The 25,165-nt window shown below is 55.9% G+C and carries 26 protein-coding genes; 10 read left to right on the forward strand and 16 right to left on the reverse strand.

The genetic code is table 11. The features are described from left to right. Positions 1-62 precede the first annotated feature (62 nt). The 3 genes from L1F30_RS10880 to L1F30_RS10890 form a co-directional block, all read right to left on the reverse strand. A complete protein-coding gene (locus tag L1F30_RS10880; protein WP_253356106.1) occupies positions 63-1,526 on the reverse strand; it encodes an NAD-dependent succinate-semialdehyde dehydrogenase in 1,464 nt (487 codons plus the stop codon). A gap of 111 nt (positions 1,527-1,637) precedes the next feature. Then, on the reverse strand, positions 1,638-3,140 hold the full coding sequence (locus L1F30_RS10885; RefSeq protein WP_253356107.1) for an AMP-binding protein: 1,503 nt from the start codon (positions 3,138-3,140) through the stop codon (positions 1,638-1,640). A 27-nt stretch (positions 3,141-3,167) separates the two neighbouring features. Next, entirely contained in the window at positions 3,168-4,067 is a 900-nt protein-coding gene (locus tag L1F30_RS10890; protein ID WP_253356108.1) for a LysR family transcriptional regulator, read from the reverse strand. Positions 4,068-4,240: 173 nt separating this feature from the next. Between L1F30_RS10890 and L1F30_RS10895 the strand changes: the two genes are divergently transcribed. After that, positions 4,241-4,942, forward strand: a complete 702-nt coding sequence (locus L1F30_RS10895) for a CoA transferase subunit A (protein ID WP_253356109.1) — start codon at positions 4,241-4,243, stop codon at positions 4,940-4,942. 11 nt (positions 4,943-4,953) lie between these two features. Beyond that, positions 4,954-5,610 carry a CoA transferase subunit B gene (locus L1F30_RS10900; protein ID WP_253356110.1) on the forward strand — a complete coding sequence of 219 codons (657 nt, stop codon included), beginning with the start codon at positions 4,954-4,956 and terminating at the stop codon, positions 5,608-5,610. A gap of 311 nt (positions 5,611-5,921) precedes the next feature. On the opposite strand, the gene L1F30_RS10905 is transcribed toward L1F30_RS10900, so the two are convergent. After that, complete coding sequence (locus L1F30_RS10905) at positions 5,922-6,461, reverse strand: dihydrofolate reductase family protein (protein WP_253356111.1); 540 nt, start codon at positions 6,459-6,461, stop codon at positions 5,922-5,924. Between the two features lie 294 nt (positions 6,462-6,755). On the opposite strand from L1F30_RS10905, the gene L1F30_RS10910 reads away from it, so the two are divergent. Continuing rightward, positions 6,756-8,144: an L-serine ammonia-lyase gene (locus L1F30_RS10910; RefSeq protein WP_253356112.1), complete on the forward strand. Its 1,389-nt coding sequence runs from the start codon at positions 6,756-6,758 to the stop codon at positions 8,142-8,144. Positions 8,145-8,148: 4 nt separating this feature from the next. Here the strand turns inward: L1F30_RS10910 and L1F30_RS10915 are convergent, their stop codons facing one another. Continuing rightward, on the reverse strand, positions 8,149-9,555 hold the full coding sequence (locus L1F30_RS10915; protein ID WP_253356113.1) for a deoxyribodipyrimidine photo-lyase: 1,407 nt from the start codon (positions 9,553-9,555) through the stop codon (positions 8,149-8,151). A 21-nt stretch (positions 9,556-9,576) separates the two neighbouring features. Continuing rightward, positions 9,577-10,539 carry a DUF523 and DUF1722 domain-containing protein gene (locus L1F30_RS10920; protein ID WP_253356114.1) on the reverse strand — a complete coding sequence of 321 codons (963 nt, stop codon included), beginning with the start codon at positions 10,537-10,539 and terminating at the stop codon, positions 9,577-9,579. A gap of 89 nt (positions 10,540-10,628) precedes the next feature. On the opposite strand from L1F30_RS10920, the gene L1F30_RS10925 reads away from it, so the two are divergent. Next, positions 10,629-11,003, forward strand: a complete 375-nt coding sequence (locus L1F30_RS10925; RefSeq protein WP_253356115.1) for a hypothetical protein — start codon at positions 10,629-10,631, stop codon at positions 11,001-11,003. Between the two features lie 14 nt (positions 11,004-11,017). Here the strand turns inward: L1F30_RS10925 and L1F30_RS10930 are convergent, their stop codons facing one another. Both L1F30_RS10930 and L1F30_RS10935 read right to left on the reverse strand, forming a co-directional pair. Continuing rightward, positions 11,018-11,812, reverse strand: a complete 795-nt coding sequence (locus L1F30_RS10930; protein WP_253356116.1) for a class I SAM-dependent methyltransferase — start codon at positions 11,810-11,812, stop codon at positions 11,018-11,020. Positions 11,813-11,855: 43 nt separating this feature from the next. Further along, positions 11,856-13,070, reverse strand: a complete 1,215-nt coding sequence (locus L1F30_RS10935; protein WP_253356117.1) for a Xaa-Pro peptidase family protein — start codon at positions 13,068-13,070, stop codon at positions 11,856-11,858. Between the two features lie 183 nt (positions 13,071-13,253). On the opposite strand from L1F30_RS10935, the gene L1F30_RS10940 reads away from it, so the two are divergent. Continuing rightward, positions 13,254-14,624, forward strand: a complete 1,371-nt coding sequence (locus tag L1F30_RS10940) for a substrate-binding domain-containing protein (RefSeq protein WP_253356118.1) — start codon at positions 13,254-13,256, stop codon at positions 14,622-14,624. A 98-nt stretch (positions 14,625-14,722) separates the two neighbouring features. Here the strand turns inward: L1F30_RS10940 and L1F30_RS10945 are convergent, their stop codons facing one another. Together L1F30_RS10945 and L1F30_RS10950 are read right to left on the reverse strand one after the other, a co-directional pair. Further along, entirely contained in the window at positions 14,723-15,139 is a 417-nt protein-coding gene (locus L1F30_RS10945) for a hypothetical protein (RefSeq protein ID WP_253356119.1), read from the reverse strand. Between the two features lie 36 nt (positions 15,140-15,175). Then, entirely contained in the window at positions 15,176-15,829 is a 654-nt protein-coding gene (locus L1F30_RS10950) for an OmpA family protein (RefSeq protein ID WP_253356120.1), read from the reverse strand. Between the two features lie 192 nt (positions 15,830-16,021). Between L1F30_RS10950 and L1F30_RS10955 the strand changes: the two genes are divergently transcribed. Beyond that, the gene (locus L1F30_RS10955; protein WP_253356121.1) at positions 16,022-16,468 is read left to right on the forward strand and encodes a protein phosphatase 1 regulatory subunit 42; all 447 of its coding nucleotides are present in this window, start codon (positions 16,022-16,024) and stop codon (positions 16,466-16,468) included. 34 nt (positions 16,469-16,502) lie between these two features. Here the strand turns inward: L1F30_RS10955 and L1F30_RS10960 are convergent, their stop codons facing one another. Together L1F30_RS10960 and L1F30_RS10965 are read right to left on the reverse strand one after the other, a co-directional pair. Then, the gene (locus tag L1F30_RS10960; RefSeq protein ID WP_253356122.1) at positions 16,503-16,775 is read right to left on the reverse strand and encodes a PilZ domain-containing protein; all 273 of its coding nucleotides are present in this window, start codon (positions 16,773-16,775) and stop codon (positions 16,503-16,505) included. A 617-nt stretch (positions 16,776-17,392) separates the two neighbouring features. After that, positions 17,393-17,995 (reverse strand): peroxiredoxin, encoded by a 603-nt coding sequence (locus tag L1F30_RS10965; protein WP_253356123.1) that lies wholly within the window; start codon positions 17,993-17,995, stop codon positions 17,393-17,395. 281 nt (positions 17,996-18,276) lie between these two features. Between L1F30_RS10965 and L1F30_RS10970 the strand changes: the two genes are divergently transcribed. Further along, positions 18,277-18,483 (forward strand): bacterioferritin-associated ferredoxin, encoded by a 207-nt coding sequence (locus L1F30_RS10970; protein ID WP_253356124.1) that lies wholly within the window; start codon positions 18,277-18,279, stop codon positions 18,481-18,483. A 163-nt stretch (positions 18,484-18,646) separates the two neighbouring features. After that, complete coding sequence (gene bfr / locus L1F30_RS10975; protein WP_253356125.1) at positions 18,647-19,114, forward strand: bacterioferritin; 468 nt, start codon at positions 18,647-18,649, stop codon at positions 19,112-19,114. Between the two features lie 9 nt (positions 19,115-19,123). Here the strand turns inward: bfr and L1F30_RS10980 are convergent, their stop codons facing one another. Continuing rightward, the gene (locus tag L1F30_RS10980) at positions 19,124-19,549 is read right to left on the reverse strand and encodes an HIT family protein (RefSeq protein WP_253356126.1); all 426 of its coding nucleotides are present in this window, start codon (positions 19,547-19,549) and stop codon (positions 19,124-19,126) included. A gap of 79 nt (positions 19,550-19,628) precedes the next feature. Between L1F30_RS10980 and L1F30_RS10985 the strand changes: the two genes are divergently transcribed. After that, complete coding sequence (locus L1F30_RS10985; protein ID WP_253356127.1) at positions 19,629-21,365, forward strand: proline--tRNA ligase; 1,737 nt, start codon at positions 19,629-19,631, stop codon at positions 21,363-21,365. A 41-nt stretch (positions 21,366-21,406) separates the two neighbouring features. Beyond that, positions 21,407-21,952: a lytic transglycosylase domain-containing protein gene (locus L1F30_RS10990; RefSeq protein ID WP_371922631.1), complete on the forward strand. Its 546-nt coding sequence runs from the start codon at positions 21,407-21,409 to the stop codon at positions 21,950-21,952. Here the strand turns inward: L1F30_RS10990 and L1F30_RS10995 are convergent. From L1F30_RS10995 to L1F30_RS11005, 3 genes are all read right to left on the reverse strand, one after another. Next, entirely contained in the window at positions 21,949-22,407 is a 459-nt protein-coding gene (locus L1F30_RS10995) for a BLUF domain-containing protein (protein ID WP_253356129.1), read from the reverse strand. The genes L1F30_RS10990 and L1F30_RS10995 overlap by 4 nt on opposite strands. A 113-nt stretch (positions 22,408-22,520) precedes the next feature. Continuing rightward, a complete protein-coding gene (locus tag L1F30_RS11000; protein ID WP_253356130.1) occupies positions 22,521-23,807 on the reverse strand; it encodes an NAD(P)/FAD-dependent oxidoreductase in 1,287 nt (428 codons plus the stop codon). 83 nt (positions 23,808-23,890) lie between these two features. After that, the gene (locus L1F30_RS11005) at positions 23,891-25,147 is read right to left on the reverse strand and encodes a valine--pyruvate transaminase (RefSeq protein WP_253356131.1); all 1,257 of its coding nucleotides are present in this window, start codon (positions 25,145-25,147) and stop codon (positions 23,891-23,893) included. Positions 25,148-25,165: the final 18 nt, after the last annotated feature.

The following is a 25,165-nucleotide window of genomic DNA, read 5'->3' on the forward strand; positions in this document are numbered from 1 at the left end:
CTCCTTGTTACACCCCAAACCCACACAAAAAAGGCTCCCGAAGGAGCCTTTTAAAGCAGCGGCTATTTGTCTATGCCGCCAATGCACATGTATTTGATTTCAAGGTAATCATCCATTCCGTACTTGGAGCCTTCGCGGCCGGAGCCGGATTCTTTTACGCCGCCAAAGGGCGCCATTTCGTTGGAGATAATGCCTTCGTTAATACCCACAATGCCGTACTCCAGCGCTTCACCCACCCGCCAAATACGCCCGATATCGCGCGAGTAAAAATAGGCGGCCAAACCGAACTCGGTATCGTTGGCCATTTTGATGGCTTCGGCCTCATCTTTAAACTTGAACACGGGCGCAACCGGGCCAAAAATTTCTTCACGGAAAACGCGCATGTCGTCAGACACGTTAGTGAGAATGGTGGGTTCAAAAAAGCAGGCACCCATGCTTGATATGTTGCCGCCAAGCGCCACCTTGGCACCTTTGCCAACGGCTTCATCTACCATGGCTTTTACATCGTTGGCGGCCTTGTTGTTAATCATCGGGCCGAGCGTGGTACCCGCTTGCTGGCCATCGCCCATTTTTAATTCTTTTACGGCCTGGGCGAGTTTTTCAGTGAAGGCATCGTACACGCCCTCTTGCACCAGCATGCGGTTAGAGCACACACAGGTTTGGCCTGCGTTGCGGTACTTGGAGGCCACAGCACCCTTAACGGCGGCGTCCAGGTCTGCGTCGTCAAACACAATAAACGGCGCATTGCCGCCAAGCTCCATGGAGGTTTTCTTCACGGTGGCAGCACACTGCTCCATCAACACTTTGCCCACGGGTGTGGAGCCTGTGAAGGTAAGCTTGCGCACTTTCGGGTTGCTGGTCATTTCACCGCCAATGGCGCGCGAGCTTTTACCGCACACCATGTTAAACACACCCGCGGGAATTCCGGCCTCTTCGGCCAATACCGCCAGGGCAATAGCAGAGAGCGGCGTTTCAGTGGCAGGCTTGCCCACAAAGGTACAACCGGCGGCCAACGCTGGCGCGGCCTTGCGGGTAATCATGGCATTGGGGAAGTTCCAGGGCGTAATGGAGGCCACCACACCAACGGGCTGCTTGATAACCACAATGCGCTTGTCGCCTGCGGGCGCGGGAATGATATCGCCGTACACCCGCTTGCCCTCTTCGGCAAACCATTCGATGTAATTGGCGCCATACACGATTTCACCGCGCGATTCGGCTAAAGGCTTGCCTTGTTCTGCGGTGAGAATGAGCGCCAGATCGTCGATATTTTCCAAAATCAGGTTGTACCAGGTGCGCAGCAGGCTCGCGCGCTCTTTTGCACTCTTGGCCGCCCAAGCCGGCATTGCGGCTTCGGCGGCATCGATGGCGCGGCGGGTTTCATCCACACCACAGCTGGCAATGTCGATAATTGTTTCGCCGTTGGCAGGGTTCAATACGGGTACGGATTCGCCACTGTCACTCTCGACCCACTGGCCGTTGATGTAAGACTGGCCGCGCAACAGCGACGGATTGTTCAGTTTCAGCATGGCGATTTTCCTCAATTCATTCAATAAGCCCACGATTGCCGTGAGACTGCCAAAGGGGAATGTTCAATAAAATCATTAATTACAGAATTATAGATTAGGCCATTTCAAACATTATGATTGGAATAAGCCTTGGTAGCGGCTGCGCAGGGCCGCTTTTTGCACTTTGCCCATGGTATTGCGCGGCAATTCATCCACATTGATGTAGCGTTTGGGCTGTTTGAACTTGGCAAGCAATGGCGCCATTGCAGCCTTAAGCGCGGCAGGGTCGGCCTTGCCCACCACCACCGCCACCACGGCTTCACCGAAATCCGGGTGTGGCACGCCAATCACAGCACTTTCTACCACATCGGGCTGCTCATCAATCAATAGTTCGATTTCTTTGGGGTACACATTTAAGCCGCCGGTGATAATCAGATCTTTGGCGCGCCCGATGATCGATAAATAGCCATCGGGCGAGAGCATGCCCTTATCGCCTGTGTTGAAAAAGCCATCACGGGTGAAATCTTCCGCGGTTTTTTCCGGCATGCGCCAATAGCCTTGAAATACGTTGGCCCCGGCCACTTGTATATCGCCCACCTCGCCGCTTGCAAGGGGCCGGTTGTGGCTGCCCACCACGCGCACCTGTACGCCCGGCAACGCCTGGCCCACGGTGCCTGGCCTACGCTCACCGTCAAGGGGGTTGGAGGTATTCATATTGGTTTCGGTCATGCCGTAGCGCTCGAGAATGCGGTGCCCGGTGGCGGCTTCAAAGTCTGCGAAGGTATCGGCCAACAGTGGCGCAGATCCGGAAATAAACACCCGCACCTTGGGGCAATGCCCTGCGCTGATGCCCGCACTCAACAGGCGCGTATAAAAGGTGGGCACGCCCATCATCACGGTGGCCTTGGGCAGCCAGGCCAGCGCTTCCCGGGCCTCAAATTTTGGCAGGTAGATCATCTGCGCCCCGCTCATAAGCACGCAGTGAATCGCCACAAACAGCCCGTGCACATGGAACACCGGCAACATGTGCAATAGGGTATCTTGCTCGCTGAAGGCCCAGGCCGCGTGCAGTGCGCGCGCACTGGCGGCCATATTGCCGTGCGACAACATAATGCCCTTCGGGCGCCCGGTGGTGCCCGAAGAATATAACAGTGCCGCCAGCTCATCAGGCGCCCGTGCAACGGTGGCAAACTCGGCTTCACACCCACCACTGGCCTCAGCCAAGCTGCCGGAATCATCGCTGTTGAGGGTCCAGCGCAGGCCAATACCCAGCCGCTCGCACAAGGGCGCCAGGGCACTTTCGTAGGTGGCCGAACAAATAACCGCGCGCGGCTCGGCATTTTCCAAAAAGTATTCAAGCTCGCCAGGCTGATAACCGGTATTTAACGGGTGGTACACCAGCCCCGCGCGTAGGCAGGCCAAATACAAGCACAAACCCAGCGGGCCCTTGTCTATTTGCACCGTTACTCTGTCGCCCGGTTGCAGGCCCTGCCCCACCAGAAAGTTGGCCAACCGCCCGCTTGCCTCTAGCACCTGCTTACGCGACCACTGGGTGCCGCAGCCCAAGGTGAGCAACGGGCGCTCGGCGGGGGCCGCCAGTTGCGGCAAAAATACATCGAAAATATTGGCAGACATGGATTCCCTCACTTCTATATACCCCCACTAGCGCTCGGCGTAGTGGCGTTTTAGCTCATCAATCATGGCGCTTGCCGCCTTCGAGAGCGGCCTGCGCCCGTGGGTCAGTACGCCCACCTGCCGCTCGATATCCGGTGCCACCAGCGCCCGGCAGCTTAGCCCCAGCTCATGCATTTGCGGCTCACACAACTTGGGCACCGCACTCACACCCAGGCCCGTGGCAACCATCCGGCCCACCGTGGCCAGTTGGTTGGCCTCCAGCACCACATTCAAACTCAAGGCCTGGGCCGATAGATGCCGATCAATCAGCGCGCGCAGGCTTGAGGGCCGCTGCAGGCCCACAAAGGGGTAGCTGCACAATTGTGCCCAGTCCAAAGGCCCGGTGCCCGCCTGTGCAAGCGCATGCCCTGCGGGAAATACCGCCACAAAATGATCACTGAATAACGGGGTAAAGGCTACATCTGGCTGGTTGCCGGGGTCGAAGGAAACCCCCAACTCAATGCGCCCCTCCTGAACTTGCTCAAGCAGTTGCTCGGCAATCACCTCTTGCACGGTAATGGAAATTTCCGAGAAACGGCTTCTAAAAGCCTGCAACACCGCCGGTAACGCCGTGCTGGCAAAGGATGGCATAGCGGCGATAGCCAGCCGCCCGCGCTTGAGAGAAAAGCGTTGATGGGCATCTGCCATCACGTTATCCCAATCGGCCAGCAGCCGCTGTACCTGGGGTAGCAGTTCTGCACCTTCCGGCGTTAGCGCCACAGCCCGGGTAGAGCGCGCAAACAGCTGCCCGCCCAGCTCTGCCTCCAGGTTTTTCATGGCAATGCTGAGCGCCGGCTGGCTCATATGCACAAGCGAAGCCGCCTCGGCAAAGCTTTGGGTTTGCGCCACAGCCAAAAAGGCACGCCATTGTTTGAGGGAGACATTCACTGTGGTATTCACCCGCCCATTAATTTAATTTTTTTAACAATGTGTAAATATTTTAAACTGGATAAATATATCTTAACCCTGCATCCTTGCCCAATACAACACTCCCACCGCCCCAGTAGGCGCTGGGTGCCGTCTACACTCACTCCACAAGGCACATAACACAGGAGTTTTACATGAGCGGATTTAACAAAGTGGTGCAGTCTTACGAAGCGGCCATGGCCGGGTTGGAAGATGGCATGACCATTATCGCCGGCGGCTTTGGGCTGTGTGGCATTCCCGAAAACCTGATTGCCCAAATTAAAAAAGCCGGCGTGAAAGATTTAACGGTGGTGTCGAATAATTGCGGCGTAGACGGCTTTGGCCTGGGCATTTTGCTGGAAGATCGCCAAATCAAAAAAATGGTGTCTTCCTATGTGGGTGAGAACGCCCTGTTTGAAAAACAACTATTGGCAGGCGAACTGGAAGTAGAGCTTACCCCCCAGGGCACACTGGCCGAAAAAATGCGCGCAGGCGGCGCGGGCATTCCTGCGTTTTACACCGCCACCGGCTACGGCACCCCCGTGGGTGAAGGCAAAGAGGTGCGTGAATTCAATGGCCGCAAATATATTCTGGAAGAATCTATCACGGGCGATTTCGCCATCGTAAAAGCCTGGAAGGCTGATCGCTACGGCAACCTGGTGTTTCGCCACACCGCACAAAACTTCAACCCCATGGCCGCCACCGCCGGCAAAATTACCGTAGTTGAAGTAGAGGAAATTGTTGAGCCCGGCGAGCTAGACCCGGCCCACATACATACCCCCGGCATCTACGTTGATCGCGTGATCAAAGGCACCTTTGAAAAACGCATTGAACAACGCACCGTACGCAGCGCTTAAGGAGAACCAACATGGCTTTAACTCGTGAACAACTCGCGCAGCGCGTAGCCCGTGAACTGCAAGATGGCTACTACGTAAATCTGGGTATTGGCATTCCTACGCTGGTAGCCAACTACGTGCCCGAAGGCATAGAGGTGATGCTGCAATCAGAAAATGGCCTGCTGGGTATGGGGCCCTTCCCCACCGAGGCCGAACTGGATGCAGACCTGATTAACGCCGGCAAGCAAACAGTGACCACCATCAAGGGTGCCTCTATTTTTAACAGTGCCGAATCTTTTGCCATGATTCGCGGCGGCCACGTAGACCTCACTGTGCTCGGCGCCTTTGAAGTGGATGTACAGGGCAACATTGCCAGCTGGATGATTCCCGGCAAACTGGTTAAAGGCATGGGCGGCGCCATGGATCTGGTGGCCGGTGCCGACAACATCATCGTCACCATGACGCACGCCAGCAAACACGGCGAATCCAAATTGCTAAAATCCTGCAGCCTGCCGCTGACTGGCGCAGGCTGCATCAAAAAAGTGGTAACCGATTTAGCCTACATCGAAATTGCCGACAACAAGTTCTGGCTTAAAGAACGCGCTCCGGGAGTGAGCGTTGATGAAATCATCAAACTCACCGCCGGTGAGCTGGTGGTTCCAGACGTGGTACCTGAAATGGAATTCTAACCGGCGGGCAACCGCCACCCTCACCTTTTTTAAAGGTAATCGTTTTTTCAGTTCCGCACATTGGCAGCCTTTTGGCTGCCTTTTTTATACGAGATGAAAAATCCGGACAAAAATTTATTCTGCCCTCACAATCAGATGCTCGCGAATAGCGGCCATTTTCTTAACTTGCTGATTGATCATAAAGTGTGAAAACACCCGGCCATAAAAAACGCGAGCCCGCTCGCGTTGCAATCATTTAAATTCAGGGCCAAGAGGTCAAGGACACTACACCGCCAGTAGGCAGCAACCCACAAGCAACCAAAGCCTTGCCGCTAACTTATAAATGCATAGTGGCTTTGCACCAAGCCGTTAGACCAGCTTAAGGTTTTTTGGTGACGCCAGCGCACAGTGGGCGCCTGGCCTGGCAAGGGGCCAAACAGACGCAGGCCGCTGCCAATCAATACCGGTACGTGGGTCACAATCAGGCGCTCTATCAAGCCATCGGCCAAAAATGCCTGAATGGTTTCTCCGCCATCCACATAGGCGTGCTTGAAGCCTTCGGCGGCCAGCGCTTCAAGTAACAACTGCGGCTCGCCACTCATAACCGAGACATTTTCCAAGGCCTGAGGCACCTGCACGCCACGCCGGCTCAACACCCGCACGGGCAGCTGGTAGGGCCAATCGCCGAATTCGAGCACCTTTTCAAAGGTGTGCCGGCCCATCACCAGCACGTCTACGCTGTTAATGAAGTCTGCATAGCCCATATCTTCGCGCTCATTGGCAGCGGGCAACCAATCCAGATCGCCGTTGGGCCTGGCAATAAAGCCATCGAGGCTGGTGGCAATAAATACGGCGGCTTTACACATAGACATACATCAGGCCCTTTAACGGTTGCAGAGCCTTCAGTGTAGGCAAAGTTAGCGCCCCCCAAACCCGGCTCGGTACAGGCGCGCAACACAAACCGCCATCAAGCCTCGCCCCTGGCTGCGACGTCCGCGGCGAACCGGGCGCTTAAATGCCACTTAACCATCAGTAGCTGCGCCAAATATGAACAAAAATTGCCTATTGGAAACACAAGTTGACTATTGGAAACAGCTCACCTAGCATCCGACCCGCCAGTCGCAACCCGCTAAACTGACATAACGCCACCCAGCGAAGGAGCCACCATGGCCATTTCTGTATTCGATCTGTTCAAAGTGGGAATAGGCCCATCCAGCTCACACACCGTGGGCCCCATGGTTGCCGCGCGCCGCTTTTTAATGGAGATGAACGCCCCCCTGGATAAGGTGGCACGGGTGAGCGTTGATTTATTTGGCTCTCTGGCCATGACCGGTGAAGGCCACGGCACAGACACTGCCGTGCTGCTTGGCCTGGCCGGCAAGGTGCCCGCCACCATAGCGGTGGAAGAGATAGCCCCTTTGCTTGCCACTATAAAAAATGATCAGCGCCTGACACTCATGGGCGAGCACCCGGTGGCCTTCGAGCAAGGCCGCGATTTAATTTTTAACAAGGGCGCGAGCCTCCCCCAACACCCCAACGGTATGACCTGCCGCGCCTTTGATAGCAACCACAACGAGCTGTTTCGCAAGAGTTACTTTTCCATTGGCGGTGGCTTTGTACTGGCCGAAGACGAATTTGCCGACGCAGAAAATTCGGGCTTTGAGGCCCCCTACGATTTCCAATCGGCCAAAGAACTACTCGCCATGGGCAAGCGCGATGGCCTGCGCATTGATCAAATGGCCATGGCCAATGAGTTGTCGCAAAAATCCGAGCAAGAAGTGCTAGACGGCGTATACCAAATCTGGAAAGTGATGGACGCCTGCATTCAACGAGGCTGCAACACCCGCGGCACACTGCCCGGCAGCCTGGGCGTGAAACGCCGCGCGGCAGAAATGCACGACGACCTGCAAGACCGGCTGGAAAACGGCGTGCCCGATGCCCTTGCAGTGATGGATTGGGTGAGCTTGTTTGCACTGGCAGTGAACGAAGAAAACGCCGCCGGTGGCAAAGTAGTTACCGCACCCACCAACGGTGCTGCGGGCGTTATTCCCGCCGTGCTCGCCTACTTCGTAAAATTTGTATACACCCCCGACATGGGCGGCCTGAAAAAACTGGTAGTGCGCTTTTTACTTTCAAGCGCTGCTATTGGCATGCTGTTTAAACGCAACGCCTCCATTTCAGCCGCCGAAGTGGGCTGCCAGGGTGAAATTGGCGTGGCCTGCTCTATGGCTGCCGCCGGGCTGACTTCGGTGATGGGCGGCACCAACGAGCAGGTGGAAAACGCCGCTGAAATTGGCATGGAACACAACCTTGGCCTCACCTGCGACCCTATTGGCGGGCTGGTACAAATCCCCTGCATTGAGCGCAACACCATGGGCGCCATTAAAGCCATTAATGCCTCACGCCTTGCCATGCGTGGCGATGGCACTCACCGGGTTTCGCTCGACTCGGTAATAGAAACCATGTTCCAAACCGGCAAAGACATGCAGGCCAAATATAAAGAAACCGCCGAAGGTGGCTTGGCCATCAACGCGGTTAATGTGGTGGAGTGCTAGCGCACTACAAATCGGCAAAGGCCTCAATGGCACGCTGGCGGCTAAACTTCAAATCCACCAGTGGTGGCGGGTAATCGCCACGCAGGTTCGAAGGCGGCATGTGAATGTGCTTTTTGCCAAGGCCTGCAAGCGTTGGCAACCACTGGCGAATGAAATCGCCCTCGGCGTCGAACCGGGTAGATTGGCTCACGGGGTTAAATACCCGAAAGTAAGGCGCGGCATCGGTGCCGGTTGAGGCACTCCACTGCCAGCCGCCATTGTTAGCGGCAAAATCGGCATCTACCAGATGCTGCATGAAAAACGCCTCTCCTTTACGCCAATCAATCAGCAAATTTTTGGTGAGAAACATCGCCACCACCATGCGCAAGCGGTTATGCATCCAGCCTGTTTGCAGCAGTTGCTGCATGGCGGCATCCACAATGGGAATGCCCGTTTCGCCCTTGCACCAGGCCTCAAAATCGCGGGGGGCATCGCGCCAGGCCACGGCGCGGGTTTTATCTACAAAGGGTTGATTGCGCGACACCTTCGGAAAGTGCCACATCACATAGTGATAAAAATCGCGCCAGGCAAGCTCGTTTAGCCAAACTTCAAGGGCCGGATTGTGCCAATCGCCCTCACTTTTATTAAGCCAGGCACCGGCACACTGGCGCGCACTGATGCTGCCAATGGATAAATACGGCGACAGCTGCGAGGTGCCCGCAAGGTTCGGGAAATCCCGCGCGCGCGCGTAATCGGCCACCCCCTCATCCATAAAATCGGCAAGCCGTTTGCGCGCGTGCTGCGCGCCTGCTGGCCAAAGTTTGGCAAGGTTTTCGGCGTGATTGCGGTCGTCTTCTGGCAAGTAGAAATCTGCAACCGCGCCAGAGAATTCAAGCACATCGCCTTGCTTGCGAATGGCCGCGCGCGGCGGCTGCCACTGCTCGGCAAGCCTTGCCAACCAGGTGCGCTTGAAGGCCGAAAACACCTTGTAGGGCGTACCACTGCCGGTTAATACCGACTCCGGCATCACCAGGCAACGATCTTCACACACCTCGGTTTCAATTTTTGCCTTGGCACAGGCCTTTTTCACCTGCAAATCCCGCTGGCGTTCATCCCAACCGTATTCGCGGTGCCAGAGTATGCGCCTGCAGCCAATGTGGTTGGCGTAGGCTAACAGGGCCTCGGGCAGCTCGCTGAAATCGGGCAGGGTTAAAATTTTAAGCGCTACGCCTTTTGCCGCAAGGGCCGAGCCCAGCGCATCCAAAGAGCGCGCCCAAAAATCGCGCTTGGCCAAGCCCAGGTTGTGGCTTTGCCACTGGGCGGGCGTCACCACAAACACCCCGTACACTGGCTCGCCGGTTTGGCGGGCCAGTGTCAGGGGTAGATGATCTTCAATACGGAGATCGGCGCGAAACCACACCAATTGCGCCATAGAAACCTCGAAAACTAAAAATTAAATGGCGCTGCGTAAACCCAGCTCGGGTGCGTGTGGCTGCCAGTATTTTTGCGCCTGCAAATAATCGTTGGGCAGCCTGCGCAAGTGGTGTTTGAACAAGGTAACCGGTGTCACTAATGGCACTGTGCCCTTGCGATAACTTTGAATCAGCGAGAGTACCTCTTGGCGGTCGTCTGCATCGAGATGCTTTTTAAAATAGCCCAACAAATGCATCAGCACATTGGTGTGGCCCTTGCGATCGGCGAGCACCTTCAGGCCATCCATAAAGGTGGTAATAAAGCGCTCTGCCACCTCGGCTATAGGGCGGCGCTCGTGATTGGCCAGCAACCGGCCCACTTGCTTGTAGGCCACTTGAGAATGGGCCATCAACAAATATTTATAGGGGCTGTAAAATTTGATTAACCGGCCGGCGGTCAGAGGTTGCGCGTTCAACTCGCGCCATGCGCGGTAGACGCCAATGCGCACCATGAAGTTCTCGCGAATGACTGCGTCATTCAGGCGGCCTGCATCTTCAACGGGCAGTAGCGGGTTGGCCGCTTTCACCGCCTGGGCAAAAAAACCCACGCCCTTTCGATCGGCCTGATAGCCATTGGTGCGGTAAGTTTTTACATTGGCAGGCCCGCAGCTGGGGGAATCATTCATGAATACGAAGCCATCCAGGTCCGGGTTGGCGGCCATATAGGACGCACCCACCTCTTTCAACGCCGGGCCGTAGTCAATATCACCCGGTTCGCCTTTACTGGGCACCACCCGCAGTTGATCGCCATCGTGCATCAGGCGAATGGCTTGGCGCGGTACTGGCAGGCCAATGGCCACCTCTGGGCAAACTGGCACAAGCTCTGCCTGCTGAGCCAGGGTTTCAGCGCAAAAGGCACTGCGCTTGTGGCCGGCATTAAACCGCACCTTTTGGCCCACCAAACAGGCACTGATACCCAACTTAAACAACTTGCCTTGCGCCATGCTGCACCTCACCAGATTGACCATGCTCAATGGCCTTTGTTACGCGCAGGCAGCGCTTGCGGATCATTGGCCGATGCTACACTTGGCCCATGATCTTACTTCGCTCTTGGCTAAAAGCCCTTAAACGCCACTATCAGGCACCGCTGCAGGCGGCATTTGCCCAATTCAAGCTGGGTGCCATGCTGTTTTTTGTGGGGTTGGTGCTGGTGTATATGGCCCAGCAGCTTATTGAGCCCTCCGTGCGCCAGGAGGCATTCACCCTGGCGGGCCTTGTAATTGCAGGGCTGGGGTTTGTGGTGGCCATGGCGGCCCATGTGCGCATGCTGATCAGCAGGCTGTGGGCGCTGTTTGAACCGCCCGCCCCTGCGCGCGCGAGCAGCGCCGGGGTTGATGCCGCCCACACCCAGGCTGCGGCAAAAGCGGCCAACCGCCCACAGGCTAGCCCGCAAAACCTGCCCGAATAAGCAAAGATGCAAGGCTAGGCTGGCACAAGGCCTTCTGGCATTTTCTTCAAGGGATAGATATCAAACCGGCTCGATTTTCCGGCTAGGCTCAAAGTGGGCTCGCGCCCGGCCAGCGCAGGCGCCTTGCGCGGGCGCTTAACCACCACGCGGTATTCGGCCTGTGCCAGGGCCAAATCCAACAGGGTTGCCTGATCGTCGTCCTCCCCCACCAGATTATGAAAGGCCGCCATCTCTTTTTTTACCGCTGCACTTTTTTCCCGGGCGGGAAACATCGGGTCCAGGTAAATAACCTGTGCGCGCGGCATGGTGCGGGTGGAATCTGCGCCGTGGGGCAGCAGTTGCATGCGCGCATGCACCGCCTGTAACTCCGCGCGAGCATCAGCGCCCAAGCGCGCCAGCCCGTCACCCAGGAGCGCGTGCACAATGGGGTTGCGCTCTTGCATAACAAGGCTTGCGCCCAGGCTTGCCAAGACAAAGGCATCACCCCCCAGGCCTGCAGTGGCATCTAACACTTGCGGGCGGATACCGGTTTTCAGCCCCACCGCTTTCGCGATCATCTGCCCGCGCCCACCACCGTACTGGCGCCGGTGATCGGCACTGCCGGCGTTAAAATCCACCCAAACCGGGCCATGGGCCTTGGCCCCGGTTTGCTGCAGCTGCAAGCCTGCCTCGGTGAGCGCCAGCACATAGGTGGCGGGCGCCACATCGCGCGCGGCCACCAGCCCCAGGCAGGGTTGCGCGAGCCTGGCGGCAAGGTTTGTGGCGGCCTCAGCCAGGGCCGGGTTGCTATAAATGACGGGGCACAGCAAGGTTGATCTCCAGCAATGTTAAGGTGCTGGCAACACCAATGCCCTAAGCGCCAAAGGGTGCGTCAATAGACGCCGAGGGCTCGGTAAACCAGCGCGGGCCATTGTCTGTCATGTAGAAGTGATCTTCCAGACGCACGCCAAATTCATTGGGCAACACCAGCATGGGCTCGTTGGAAAACACCATACCCGAAGCCAGCGGCATATCATTGCCCTTTACGAGATAGGGCCACTCGTGAATATCTAGCCCACAGCCGTGGCCGGTGCGATGCGGCAGGCCCGGCAAGGTGTAATCACCACTAAAGCCCTGCTCTGCCAAAACCTTGCGTGCAGCAGCATCTGGGGCACTGCAGGGCTTGCCCAGCTGTGCGGCGTCAAAGGCAGCCAACTGCGCCAGCCGCTCGGCTTCAAATGCGTGGCGCTGGCGCGCGCTAATTTCACCGAAAGCGTAGCTGCGGGTGATGTCGCTGTTGTAGCCCTCCAAGCGACAACCGGTATCAATGAGTACCCAGTCGTTGGCTTGCAATATTTGCGGGTCTTTTACGCCGTGGGGGAAACTTGTGGCCACGCCAAAAAGCACAATACAAAACGATGATCCCCCTGCACCTACCGCCTTGTGAGCCCGGTTTATAAATTGCTCTACTTCCACAGTACTGATGCCCGGTCGCAGCATGGCCGCCGTGGCCTTGTGCACTGCCATTGTCATATCCATGGCGCGCTGGATTAACGCAATTTCCGCATCAGATTTATGCATGCGGCAACCGCCACTGATGACATCGGCGTTAACATAGTGCGCCTTCGGGGCCGCCTGCTGAATGCCGTGGGTAATAAAAAACTGCGCAGCCTCATCAAGCCCGATGGTACCCTGCGCAAGGCCGCAATCTGCCAGCAATTGGGCGAATAATGCATAGGGGCTTTCATGCTCTTGCCAACCGTGAAACTCGCCTTCCACCAGCATATATTGGCGCAGGGTATTTTCTTCAAAGGCAGGCCCGATGAAATGCAATTCACCGGCGGCGGTGAGCAAGGCGCCCACCATTCGCTCGCTGGCATACCAGCGCATACCGGTAAAGTAATAAAGGTTGGTGCCGGCATTAAGGTAAATGGCATCAATGCCTTTGCTGGCCATCAGGCGCCGGGCCTCAACCAATCGCGCCTCATATTCTGCCAATGGCAGGGGCGCAATATCGGCGCACATGTTCGTCAAACCCGCCAAGGCCTGCTCTGCACTTTGCCCGCCTACACCCTGTGACTTCGCCATAACACACCTCCGGTAAAAAATGACATTCAAGAAGAACAAGACCGTTGAAACAGCCTTTGCCTCAAGTTTAGCGCCGCACGCCTGTCACATAAATGACACATCTCTGTCATAGATTAGCCACCCATGCACGACACACTGATTGTCTGCAATACCCTCCATTGATTATTGATTCAGGATGTTCCCATGGCCCATTTAATGCTGCTGTTTATGTTTAAATGCTGGTCGCGCAAATTTGCTTTGCTGATGTTGCCGGCGGTTTGCTTTGCCAATAACCCAAGCCTTGCGCCATTCAGTGAAGCTGAACAAGGCCTGCTGTTTACCGCCAAAGGCTCCAACACCGTAGGCGCACAACTGCTGCCGGGCCTTGCCGAAGATTTCCTGCGTGCCAAAGGCCTGGTTAACGTTGGCCGCATCCCTCTTGCGGTGGAAAACGAAGTACGGATTCAAGGTTTTTTAAGTACACGCCCTGCCACCCAACCACTGTTTGTTGATATTGCAGCGCACGGTTCTTCCACAGGTTTTGTAGGGCTGCAAGATGGCAGCGCGCAGCTGGCCATGGCCTCGCGCCCCATAAAAGCCGCCGAGGCCCAAACGCTTGGGCACCTGGGCGACATGACAGATTTTGCGGCAGAAAAAGTGGTTGCCATTGATGGCTTGGCCATTATCGTGCACCCCAAAAATCCGCTAGAGGCGCTCACCATTAAACAAGTAGCCGACATTTTTACGGGAAAAATTACCAACTGGCAGGCTTTAGGTGGCAGAAATGAACCCATTAAGGTGGCCGCGCGCGATGAAAACTCAGGCACCTGGGATACGTTCAAAACGCTGGTGCTGGCCAAGGGCGCAACACTTGCGCCGGGCACACAGCGGTTTGAATCCAACGACCAGTTAGCGGCACTGGTGAGCGCACAGCCCGGGGCTATCGGCTTTGTGGGCCTGGCGTCTGTTAATCGCGCTAAGGCGTTGCGGCTTAATGATGAAGGCACGGAGCCGCTCGCACCCAGCGCCTTGAGTGTTGCCACAGAAGACTACATATTGTCGCGCCGGCTGTTCTTATACAAAAGCCCCGCCGATTCTACCACGGTGATTGATGAGTTTATTCAGTTTGCACAAAGTGCAGCAGGTCAGGCGCGCGTAAAACAGGTGGGTTATGTGTCGCAACACCCCCGCGTGGTGGCGGCCGATTTGGAGGGGGTAATTCACCAAGACTATTTGGCCACGGTTCGCGATGCCGAGCGGCTATCGGTAAATATCCGCTTCAAAGCCGGCAGCGCCGAGCTGGATAACAAAGCCAAGCAAGATGTGCAGCGTTTGGCACAGGTATTAAAAGACCCGGCGTTCGCCGAGAAAACCCCGCTGCTGATCGGCTTTGGCGATGCCAAGGGCTCAGATAGCCGCGCTAAAGTACTTTCCAAATTGCGCGCCACGCGCGTGAAGGCCGCCCTCTATGAGCTAGGCGTAAGCACAGCGCCGGTGGCAGGTTTTGGTGCAATTATGCCCGTTGCCGCCACCGATAAAGTGCGCAACCAGCGCGTGGAAATCTGGCTTAAGTAATCACGCAGGCCGGCCAATGTTCATTCACCGGAATCGAACATTGGCCCAGGTCGATTATTTGGGTACCAGCAACAGAAAGAAGTGGGGAAAGCGATAGGCTAAAACGCGCTCGCCTGCATTTGCTGCTCGCGATTAAGCGCTTCAATTTGCGCCTGGGCTTTTGCCTCTGTGGGGGAATCGCAATCAGTGGCCCAGGTGACACCTGCGGCCTGTGCATCGGCGGCGGCCGGCACAAGCGCTAACAGGTAGCGCTCGCCCGGGCGCATGAGTAGTTCACAACTGCCGGGGGTCACCACATCAATCGCGGCCCCCGGTGCCAATTCCGAATGCCAGGCGCCGTGCACATCCACTTGGTAACGCACATGCACCACACCTATCACACCCGGCTCAGACAAACTCACATCAAACAAAAACCCGCGCTCACTGATGCTTGCCAACACCTTGGGGGGTGCGCTATCAGCCAAGAGCCACGGGCTCGTAAAGCAGCATGCGATCAGAAATACCTGCTTTAACATCTGTGTCACCTTTGCTGCTTCACTTATTGGTTGGCATTAGTTCATTGGGATGAGTTCAAGCTCAACCCGACGATTCTGCTCGCGGCCGGCGGCTGTGTTGTTATCTGCAACCGGGTAGCGCTCACCAAAACCGATTGCCTGCACACGGGCTGCTGCAATCTGCTGGCCACGCAGGTACTGGGCAACGCTTTCAGCGCGACGCTCACTCAACACCTGGTTGCTGCTGTCACTGCCCACGGAATCCGTATGGCCGGCCACCTTAATGGCGGTTTCGTCAAACTTCTTCAGTACCTTCGCCACGCTGTTTAACGTGGGGTAGAAATCGCCGCGAATTTCAAAGCGACCGGTAGCAAACGTGATGTTACCGGGCATGATCAGGTAGAGCTTGTCGCCATCACGACGCACGCGCACACCGGTGCCTTCCAGCTCCTGGCGCAATTCCATTTCCTGCTGATCCATGTAGTAGCCCACGCCCATACCGGCAATGCCACCAATGGCTGCACCGCGCGCGGCCGCTTTACCGCGATCTTTGCCTTTTTTGGCGGTAGCCGCACCCAGCACTGCACCTGCCACGGCACCAACGGCTGCACCGGTGGTGGCGTTACTGGTTTTTTGCTCGCCTGTGTAAGGGTCCATGGTTTGGCACGCGGCCAATGCCAATGCCGCAATCACAACTACAAACTTACGCATGACAACTCCTTAAATCATTAGGTGGCGTGGTGCCACTCGGGAATAAACGTGCAGCAGTATACTCTTCTTGCTGCCGCCTTATAAAGGCAATAACTGCAGCCTTGGTCGCAAAAAAACGGGGCGATTACTGGTTTACGGGGTTAAACGGCACTATGCTCGCCGCTTACTGGAATCGCTTTGGAAGATAATCCCATGTTGAACCTGAACCCAGCCTTACAACTGGCCATTACCGCCTGCTTTAGTGCGGCTCTTCTCATTGGCTGCCAGGGTTATGAAGTGAGCGTTAACGAGCGCAAGGTGTATACACCCGCCCCGCTATTTACAGATTTTAACCTGCCCGATCGCAACCTCCAGCGCTGCCTGGATCAAACCATTGCCGACCAAAAGGCCACAGCGGCGGTGCAGGTGAAAACGCTCAACTGCTCGAATGCAGGTATTGCGAGCCTTGCAGGCCTTGAGGTGTTCACGGGGCTTGAGTCTATTAATCTTGCCGACAACCGGCTCGGCCAAACGCCGGAGCTGTTGCAGTTAATGAAGTTAACCTATGTGGATGTACGCGGAAACCCGGCGCTGCAATGTGCGGAGGTCATGCAATTACCCGACGAGATTACGCGCAAACTGCCCGAACACTGCCGCTAGCTAAACACCAGCAAAAGCGCTTAGCCCTGCCGGGCTACCTCGGGCAGAACATCAATCCTACGGTGCTTTTGTTCTGGTGCATGATTTTCATGGCCACAGGCTCGTCGTTTACCTGGCCTGCGATTTTACGAAACACCACTAACACCTGGGTGCCCGGTGGCGGGACCAACTCGGTTTCCAGCTGCACAGACGCCCCACCATCGGATATATCGCGGGTATAGCCCACCAGCGTGCCAAAGGCCGGATGGGTCATTTCTACGCGAATGGAAGTGGCCTGGCGGGCATACCTGCGTCTATCTGCGTCCACGTGTTACTCCTTGGGATTCATTATTTACACACCGCACGTTCAGGGCGATCTGTCCTGAAGTATAGGCACAGCCCCAGGCCCAGCCGGCGAAATATTCCCTAAATCCAGGGCAATAAACGGACAAAAGTGCTAAAACGCCAATTTTTTGCCAGACCACCCTGTGCACAACTCCATTAATCCACAATTTCTGTGGATAACTCTGTGTATGAGATCTGAGAAACAGGCGCTATTGCCCATGTAATGGGGCACCTCTACAGATTGTTCAAAAAACAACCAAGCAAATAAATATCTATATTTTTCAACAAGTTAGATATGTCAATACAGAGCGCTGTGTTATTTTTCGACAGCCCCCATGGGCGCTGGCGCGAGACTTCGCAAGGGTGTGGAAACATCTGTCAGGTTAGACAGGTTCAATTTAAAAAGTGCGTTAAGGAAGCACTAACTTAAGGGCTAAAGGCCTATTTTTTACTACCAAGCTGCATAAAAATTCTGTTTTTCTATGAAAAACTTGTCTTAGCCGAAACAGGATTTGTCACAAAGCCTTTCTATACTCCGCGGGCTTTGCGGCAGGCATAAAAAAGCCGCGCTAGGCGCGGCTTTTTTATAGGGCTAAACGCTTACAGCTTGTCTGCGTTTTCTTTCAGGTAAGCCGCTACACCTTCAGGTGATGCAGTCATACCCTTGTCGCCGTCTTTCCAGCCGGCTGGGCACACTTCACCGTGCTCCTGGTGGAACGCCAGCGCGTCTACCATGCGGATCATTTCATCCACGTTACGGCCCAGTGGCAGATCGTTAACCACCTGGTGGCGCACCACACCTTCTTCATCGATCAGGAAAGAGCCGCGGAAAGCCACGCCGCCTTCGGATTCAACATCGTAATCTTTACAGATGCTGTGGGTGATGTCGGCCACCAGGGTGTAGCCCACAGGGCCAATACCGCCCTGATCTACCGGGGTGTTACGCCATGCGTTATGGCTGAAGTGTGAGTCGATAGACACACCAATCACTTCAACATTGCGCTTTTTGAACTCCGCGATGCGGTGGTCGAATGCCAACAGCTCTGATGGGCATACGAATGTGAAGTCCAGTGGGTAGAAGAATACAACGGCTTTCTTGCCTTTGATCGCTGCGGACAGGTTGTAGTCCTCAACAATTTCACCAGAGGCCAATACGGCGGCCGCGTTAAAGTCGGGGGCCTGCTTGCCTACTAATACACCCATGTCTATCTCCTTGCTTTGCAATTTAGGGTCGAGTTTTGTTTGGAAATGCCAAAGCCTGGGCGCTGGCATCTGTTGCGGGCTAAGGCCCACATTGATTCGGGGCACCATCTTACCCGCGCCGCCAAACCGATGTAATTGAATCTGTATATGGCACCAATAGCGTTCATTTCAATGGCGGCCGAACAAAAAGTTATAAATAAGAATTGTTCCCATGAAGTATTGACAATAATTCTCATTACCGTAAACTTCTTGCCTATCAAGTAAACACTCGCGGAAGCACCATGTACGTTTGTATTTGCAAAGGCATCACAGATTCTCAAATTACCGATGCAGTGGCCGAGGGCGCCACTAACCTGCGCCAGGTGCGCAAGGCATTGGGCGTGGCCAGCCAGTGTGGCAAATGCGGTGTATTGGCCCAGGAAATCATTGATGAAACCCTGCAGATGCACACCGCCTGCGACAACCCGCTGTTCTATACCGCCGCCTGAGGCCATAAAGCGTAGTGAAAATTGCTCACATTCGCTCTTAGCTTATCAACCGAAATCCATTTACCCCATTAAATTCAACAACTTACCGCACCTATCCCCTTGACACCCCAAAGCCTCGGGCACACACTTGTGGAACATCTAACCGCGAGCAAACGGAGCCCCTATGAAAGGCGACCCACAGGTAATTGCCCACCTAAACAAAGTTTTAGGAAACGAACTCATTGCCATTAACCAGTATTTTTTGCATGCGCGCATGTACAAAGACTGGGGCCTGACGGAGCTGGGTGAAAAGGAATATCACGAATCCATTGATGAAATGAAACACGCCGATCAGCTGATTGAGCGCATTTTATTTCTTGAAGGCATTCCCAACCTGCAAGACCTGGGCAAATTGCTGATTGGTGAGAACGTACAAGAAATGCTCAAATGCGACCTGAAGCTGGAGCTTAAGGCCATCCCGGATTTGAAGGCGGGCATCAAGTACTGCGAATCAGTGCAAGACTACATCAGCCGCGACCTCTTCAAAGAGATTCTGGAATCCGAGGAAGAGCACGTAGACTGGCTGGAAACCCAGCTCGGCCTGATCGACCGCATTGGCCTTGAAAACTACCAGCAATCGCAAATGTCTTAAGCCCGCGGGCTATTCGGCGGGGGTAAACCCCTCGCCTACCAACGCACTCACAAGCTTATCGCGCCGCTTGTTAAGGGCCGCATCCTCATAGCCCAGAGCAGGCACACGGCCCCAAATCGGGCCGGGCCAGGCGGCATCATCCTCAAAGCGCGCCACATGGTGCATATGCAGCTGGGGCACCATGTTGCCAAGGGCTGCCACGTTGATCTTTTTCGGGTCGAACACGCTTACCATCACCTCCGCCAGCCGGCAGGATTCATCCATTAGCAGATGCCGATCTTGCTCGCTTAGATGGTGGATTTCAGTGACATTGGCGCGCTCGGGGATCAGCAGGCACCAGGGGTAATTGGCGTCCAGCGACAGGCGCACCTGACATAAACGCATACGGCCCAGTAATAATGAATCCTGCGCCAACTGTGGATGAAGGGAAAACATAGCCAACCTCATTGTACCTACCTGCATTCGCCCCTTAGAATAGCCCGTTTGAACTTTTCGAGCTATTAAAGAGAGCAACATGCGCGCGAGCCGTTTCCTTATTGCCACCCTCAAAGAAACCCCCAATGATGCCGAGGTAATCAGCCATCAGCTGATGATGCGTGCGGGCATGATCCGCAAGTTGGCCTCGGGCCTTTATACCTGGCTGCCGCTGGGTTTGCGGGTACTGCGTAAAGTAGAGGCCATCGTGCGCGAAGAGATGAACAGCGCCGGCGCGCAAGAGTTGCTCATGCCCGTGGTGCAGCCTGCCGAGCTATGGGAAGAATCCGGCCGCTGGCAGCAGTACGGCCCGGAATTGCTGCGCGTGAAAGATCGCCACGATCGCGCCTTCTGCCTGGGCCCCACCCATGAAGAAGTGATCACCGACATGGTGCGCAACGAAATCAGCTCCTACAAGCAATTGCCCGCCAGCTACTACCAGATTCAAACCAAATTCCGCGACGAGATCCGCCCGCGCTTTGGTGTGATGCGCTCGCGCGAATTTATCATGAAAGATGCCTACTCCTTCCATGCCAGCGACGCCTGCCTGCAGGCCACTTACGATGTGATGCATCAGGCCTACTGCAATATTTTCGACCGCATTGGCCTTGAATACCGCCCGGTACTGGCAGATACGGGCTCCATAGGCGGCGCCTTTTCACACGAATTCCACGTGCTGGCCGCCAGCGGTGAAGATGCCATTGTTTTCAGTGATGGTTCAGATTACGCCGCCAATATGGAAAAGGCCGAAGCCCTTGCACCCGCCGGCGAACGGGCTCTGGCGGCCCAAACACTTACCAAAGTGGCCACCCCGGGCGTGGGCACCATTGAAGAGGTGTGCGCCCAGCTTGGGCTGCCCGCCGCCGGCACTGTTAAAACCTTGATCGTGCTGGGTGAAGCACCCGAGGAAGGCGCGGCCCAACCACTGGTGGCACTGGTGGTGCGCGGTGATCACGAGCTCAATGAAATCAAAGCGGAAAAACTTGAGGGCGTCGCCAGCCCGCTCACCTTTGCGCCCGAAGAGCGCATTAAAGCCGAGCTTGGCGCATCTGTGGGTTCACTGGGCCCGGTGAACCTGGCCATTACTACCATTGTAGACAGAAGCGCCGCCCACCTAGCCGACTTCGCTTGCGGCGCCAATGAAGATGGCCACCACTTTACCGGTGCCAACTGGGAGCGCGACGCCAAAATTACCCGCGTGGAAGATATCCGCAACGTGGTAGCCGGCGACCCAAGCCCAGACGGCAAAGGCACCCTTGGTATCAAACGCGGCATCGAAGTGGGCCATATTTTCCAGTTGGGCACCAAATATTCCAAAGCACTGAACGCCACTGTACTGAATGAAAACGGCAAGGCCGAAGTGATGACCATGGGCTGCTACGGCATTGGTATTACCCGCGTGGTGGCCGCCGCCATTGAGCAAAATCACGACGACAACGGCATCATCTGGCCCAATGCCATTGCGCCCTTCCAGGTGGCACTGATCCCTATCAACATCAACAAATCAGATGCCGTGCGCCTGGCGTCTGAGCAATTGTATGCAGACCTTTTAAACGCAGGCATTGATGTTTTGTACATGGATGAAGACAAAGCCCGCCTGGGCGTGATGCTTGCCAACGCTGAACTGATGGGCATTCCGCACCGGGTCGTTGTGGGTGATCGCGGCCTTGAAAACGGCGAGGTGGAATACAAGGGGCGCACCGACACCGAAAGCCGCCAGATCCCCTTGGCAGGCACCATTACCCACCTGCAAAGCGTATTGACACACCTGGGTTAACCCACAGAGTGAACAGGCATTTTTCGCACAGGTTTTGTTGGTTGTTGTTGGCGTGGGCCCTTTGGCCTGCGCTGGCATTTGCACAACCCAAACCTGCTGAAGTGGATGATGAGCTGCGCAAGCTGTTGCTCAACGCCGTGCAAGCGGCCGACAGCTTTACAGATCGCTTCGATGCAGAAGCCTGGCTAATGCTCCAATCTGGCCGGCTTAAACGTTTCGTAAAAGAGCCCGAAAAGCGCCTGCACATTTTGCGCGCCGTACACAGCGAGGCCAAGCGCGCGGGCTTGCAACCTGAGCTGGTACTTGCAGTAATAGAGGTTGAAAGTGCGTTTAACCGCTTTGCGGTTTCGCGGGTGGGCGCCCAGGGGATGATGCAAATCATGCCCTTCTGGAAACTGGAAATCGGCCGCCCGGACGACAATCTCATCGATATGCACACCAACCTGCGCTACGGCTGCACCATTCTCAAGCACTACCTCAAGCGTTCAGACGGCCACTGGGCCGATGCCTTGGCACGCTACAACGGCTCATACGGCCAGTATTGGTACCCCGAGCGGGTAATGAATGCGTGGGAGCGCTGGCGCTAGGCAGAAACCTCGCCAAAACGGATTTCCGGATGTTTGATTAACCGGCGCACCCAGTTGGCCACTTCGAGGGCGTTGGGCTTTTCATTGGCAAGGTAACAGTCGCGAAAGCGGTGTAAATCTTCGCTTTTAAGCTCAGGCTTTACATCCAGTGTGAAAATATCCATGTTCCATTCGCCAAAGGCACGCTTACTGATGGGTTCATCCATCAAAATAGACACATTGGTGTGGCGCGCATCGCGACTAATTGAGGCCAGCAGCGTGTCCAGATCTTCGCGGTAACCTTCAAGTAACTGAATAAAATGACCGCCGTCTACCAGCAGCACGCCAGTGATATTCAAGTGGCGGTTGCGCTGCTTGGCGGTGCGCTCTATATCAATCAGCCCCTGTACCATCTGCTCGTTGTCTTGCGCCATGGGCGCACACACATCGCTTACGTACATCACAAAATTCAACACGGGCACTCCCCCATTACAGGCCTTTTCGTGCCCTCAGAGCTCACAGGCAGCTAGCTGACACTTGGGCACACACTGCTACCAGAATAGCAAAGCCTGGGGGTGTGCCCGGGTTTTTAGTGAAGCTTTAACCTGGGCCGCACTACCCGGCCGATTTTTTCACTGAGCGACAACAGACCGGTGCGCAACCAACCGTGTAAGGCAATTTGGTGCATGCGGTAGAGCGAAATGTACATCAGCCGCGCCAGCCGCCCTTCAATCATCATGCTGCCGCGGGTGAGATTACCCATCAGGCTGCCCACCGTTGAATAGCGGCTCAGCGATACCAGCGAGCCGTGATCTTTATACACAAAGGCTTTCAAGGGCCGGCTTGCCATAATGGCAAGGAGGTTGTCGTACACGCAGCTCGCCATCTGGTGCGCCGATTGCGCGCGCGGCGGCACATTTTTGCCATCGGCCATTGTACAGGCGGCACAATCGCCCATAGCAAAAATGCGGAAGTCCTCGGTGGTTTGCAGGGTGGGCTTTACCACCAACTGGTTGATGCGATTGGTTTCAAGGCCTGCAATATTTGCGAGGAAATCCGGCGCCTTAATGCCCGCGGCCCACACCATCAGGTCGGCCTCCAGCAGCTCGCCCTCCGACGTGCGCAGCCCCTCGGCCTCAGCGGCCGCCACCCGCGTGGCCACACGCACATTCACGCCTAGCTTCACAAGCTCGCGGTGGGCCTTGCCCGACAACCGCTCGGGCAGCGCCGGTAAAATGCGGGGGCCGGCCTCTACCAAACATACCTGCAAGCGCTCGCGGCTGATATTCGGCAAGCCGTAGGCGGATAACCATTGGGCTGCGTTATGAAGCTCCGCGGAGAGTTCCACCCCTGTGGCACCGGCGCCCACAATGGCAATGCGCAACAACGAGGCATCGCGGCTGGCATCCAGGCGCACAAAGCCATTTAACATGCGCTGGTGAAAGCGCTCGGCCTGGGCCGGGGCATCCAGAAAAATGCAGTGCTCGGCCACACCCGGTGTGCCGAAATCGTTGGTGGATGAGCCCAGCGCCAGCACCAGATAATCGTATTCAATGGTGCGCTCACCCACCACTTCACGCCCGCGATCATCATTGATGGCCGCCAGGGTAATGGTGCGCGCTTGCCGGTTAACATCGGCCATGGCGCCTTGCTGAAACTGAAAGCCGTGGCGCCGGGCATGGGCGCGATAGCTTACCGCGTCTATGCCGGCATCGAGTACGCCGGTTGCCACTTCATGCAGCAGGGGCTTCCAGATATGGGTGGCGTTTTTATCCACCAGGGTAATGTTTGCGCGCTCAGGGCGACCCAATTTGCGGCCAAGGCGGGTAGCTAATTCCAGCCCACCCGCGCCACCGCCTACGATGACAATGTGCATGTTGAAAAACTCCAAAGGTGATATAAATCCGTTGGCCGCCGCGACTGCAACAAGCCTGAATTGGGTAGCATGGCAAGCCGGGATTAGCCATGACTGTAGGCACGCTTCACTTCATCGCCGATGATGGCAAAGCCACGGGCGACGGTGTCGGCATCCTGGCCGTAATTCACGCGAATGCACTCGTGCTGGTGCTGCCACTGGGCGCTCAGCCCCGGGAAAAAATGGTGGCCCGATACCACCAACACACCGCGCGCCTTCAAGCGCCTGTATAGCTCATCGCTGGAAATGGGAAGCTCTGGAAACCACAACCATAAAAACAACGCGCCCTCGGGCTTGTGGATTCGGGCAGGCGTGCCGGCCAGCGCGCTGCGACACACCGCCAGCGCCTCGTTGACTTTTTGCTGGTAGTGCGGGCGCACATACCGCTCACAGAGGCTTATCAGCTCACCTGATTCAACCCACGGCTGCACCAGCGCCGGGCCGATATTGCCCGAGGCCAAATTCAACACGGCATTGGCATTGCTGAAGGCTTTAATCACTTCCTCGCGCGCCACCACAATGCCGGTACGCGCGCCGGGCAAGCCCAACTTGGAGAGGCTTAACAACAAAATGGTGTTGGGGTTCCAAAGCGGTGTGGCCTCGGTAAACAAAATATTGGGAAAGGGCGTACCGTAGGCATTGTCGATAATCAGCGGCACATTGGCTGCGCGTGCCAGTGCGTCGAGCTTGGCAAGCTCTGCGTCACTAATTACATTGCCGGTGGGATTTGTGGGCCGCGATACACACAAAGCCGCAGTATGTTCCGAAAGGCTGAGGGCTTCAAAATCCACATGGTATTTAAACAGGGCGCCATCCAGAAGCTCAATGGTAGGCCGGTTGCTGTGAAAAAAATCACCGCTTAAACCACTGTCGGCATAGCCTAAATACTCGGGCGCCATGGGCAGCTGAATGTGGCGCTGGCTGCCATCGGGCATGCGGCCTGCAAACAAATTAAACAGCACAAAAAAGGCCGATTGGCTGCCGTTGGAGATGGCCAGATTATGGCGGCTAATGGGCCAGCCGCAGGTGTTGCTTAGCATTTCTGCCAAGGCATCCAAAAAGCGCGAATCGCCCTGAGGGGATTTATACACCCCGAGCGCACCAAAGGTTTGGTGCGGATCTTGTGCCATGGCCGCCAAGCGCTCGGCAAACAGTGCCTCCATGGCCGGAATACGGCTCGGATTTCCGCCGCCCATAAACAGCATGTCTGGGTTATCGTTCAACGCATTGCCCAGATCATCCATCAAGGATGACGCGCCGGTTTGACCGGCAAATTTTTCCCCAAAGGCCGAGAGTTTCATAGCACCTCACTTATCGCG

The sequence above is a fragment of the Simiduia sp. 21SJ11W-1 genome (assembly GCF_024138675.1).
Taxonomy (GTDB): Bacteria; Pseudomonadota; Gammaproteobacteria; order Pseudomonadales; family Cellvibrionaceae; genus Simiduia.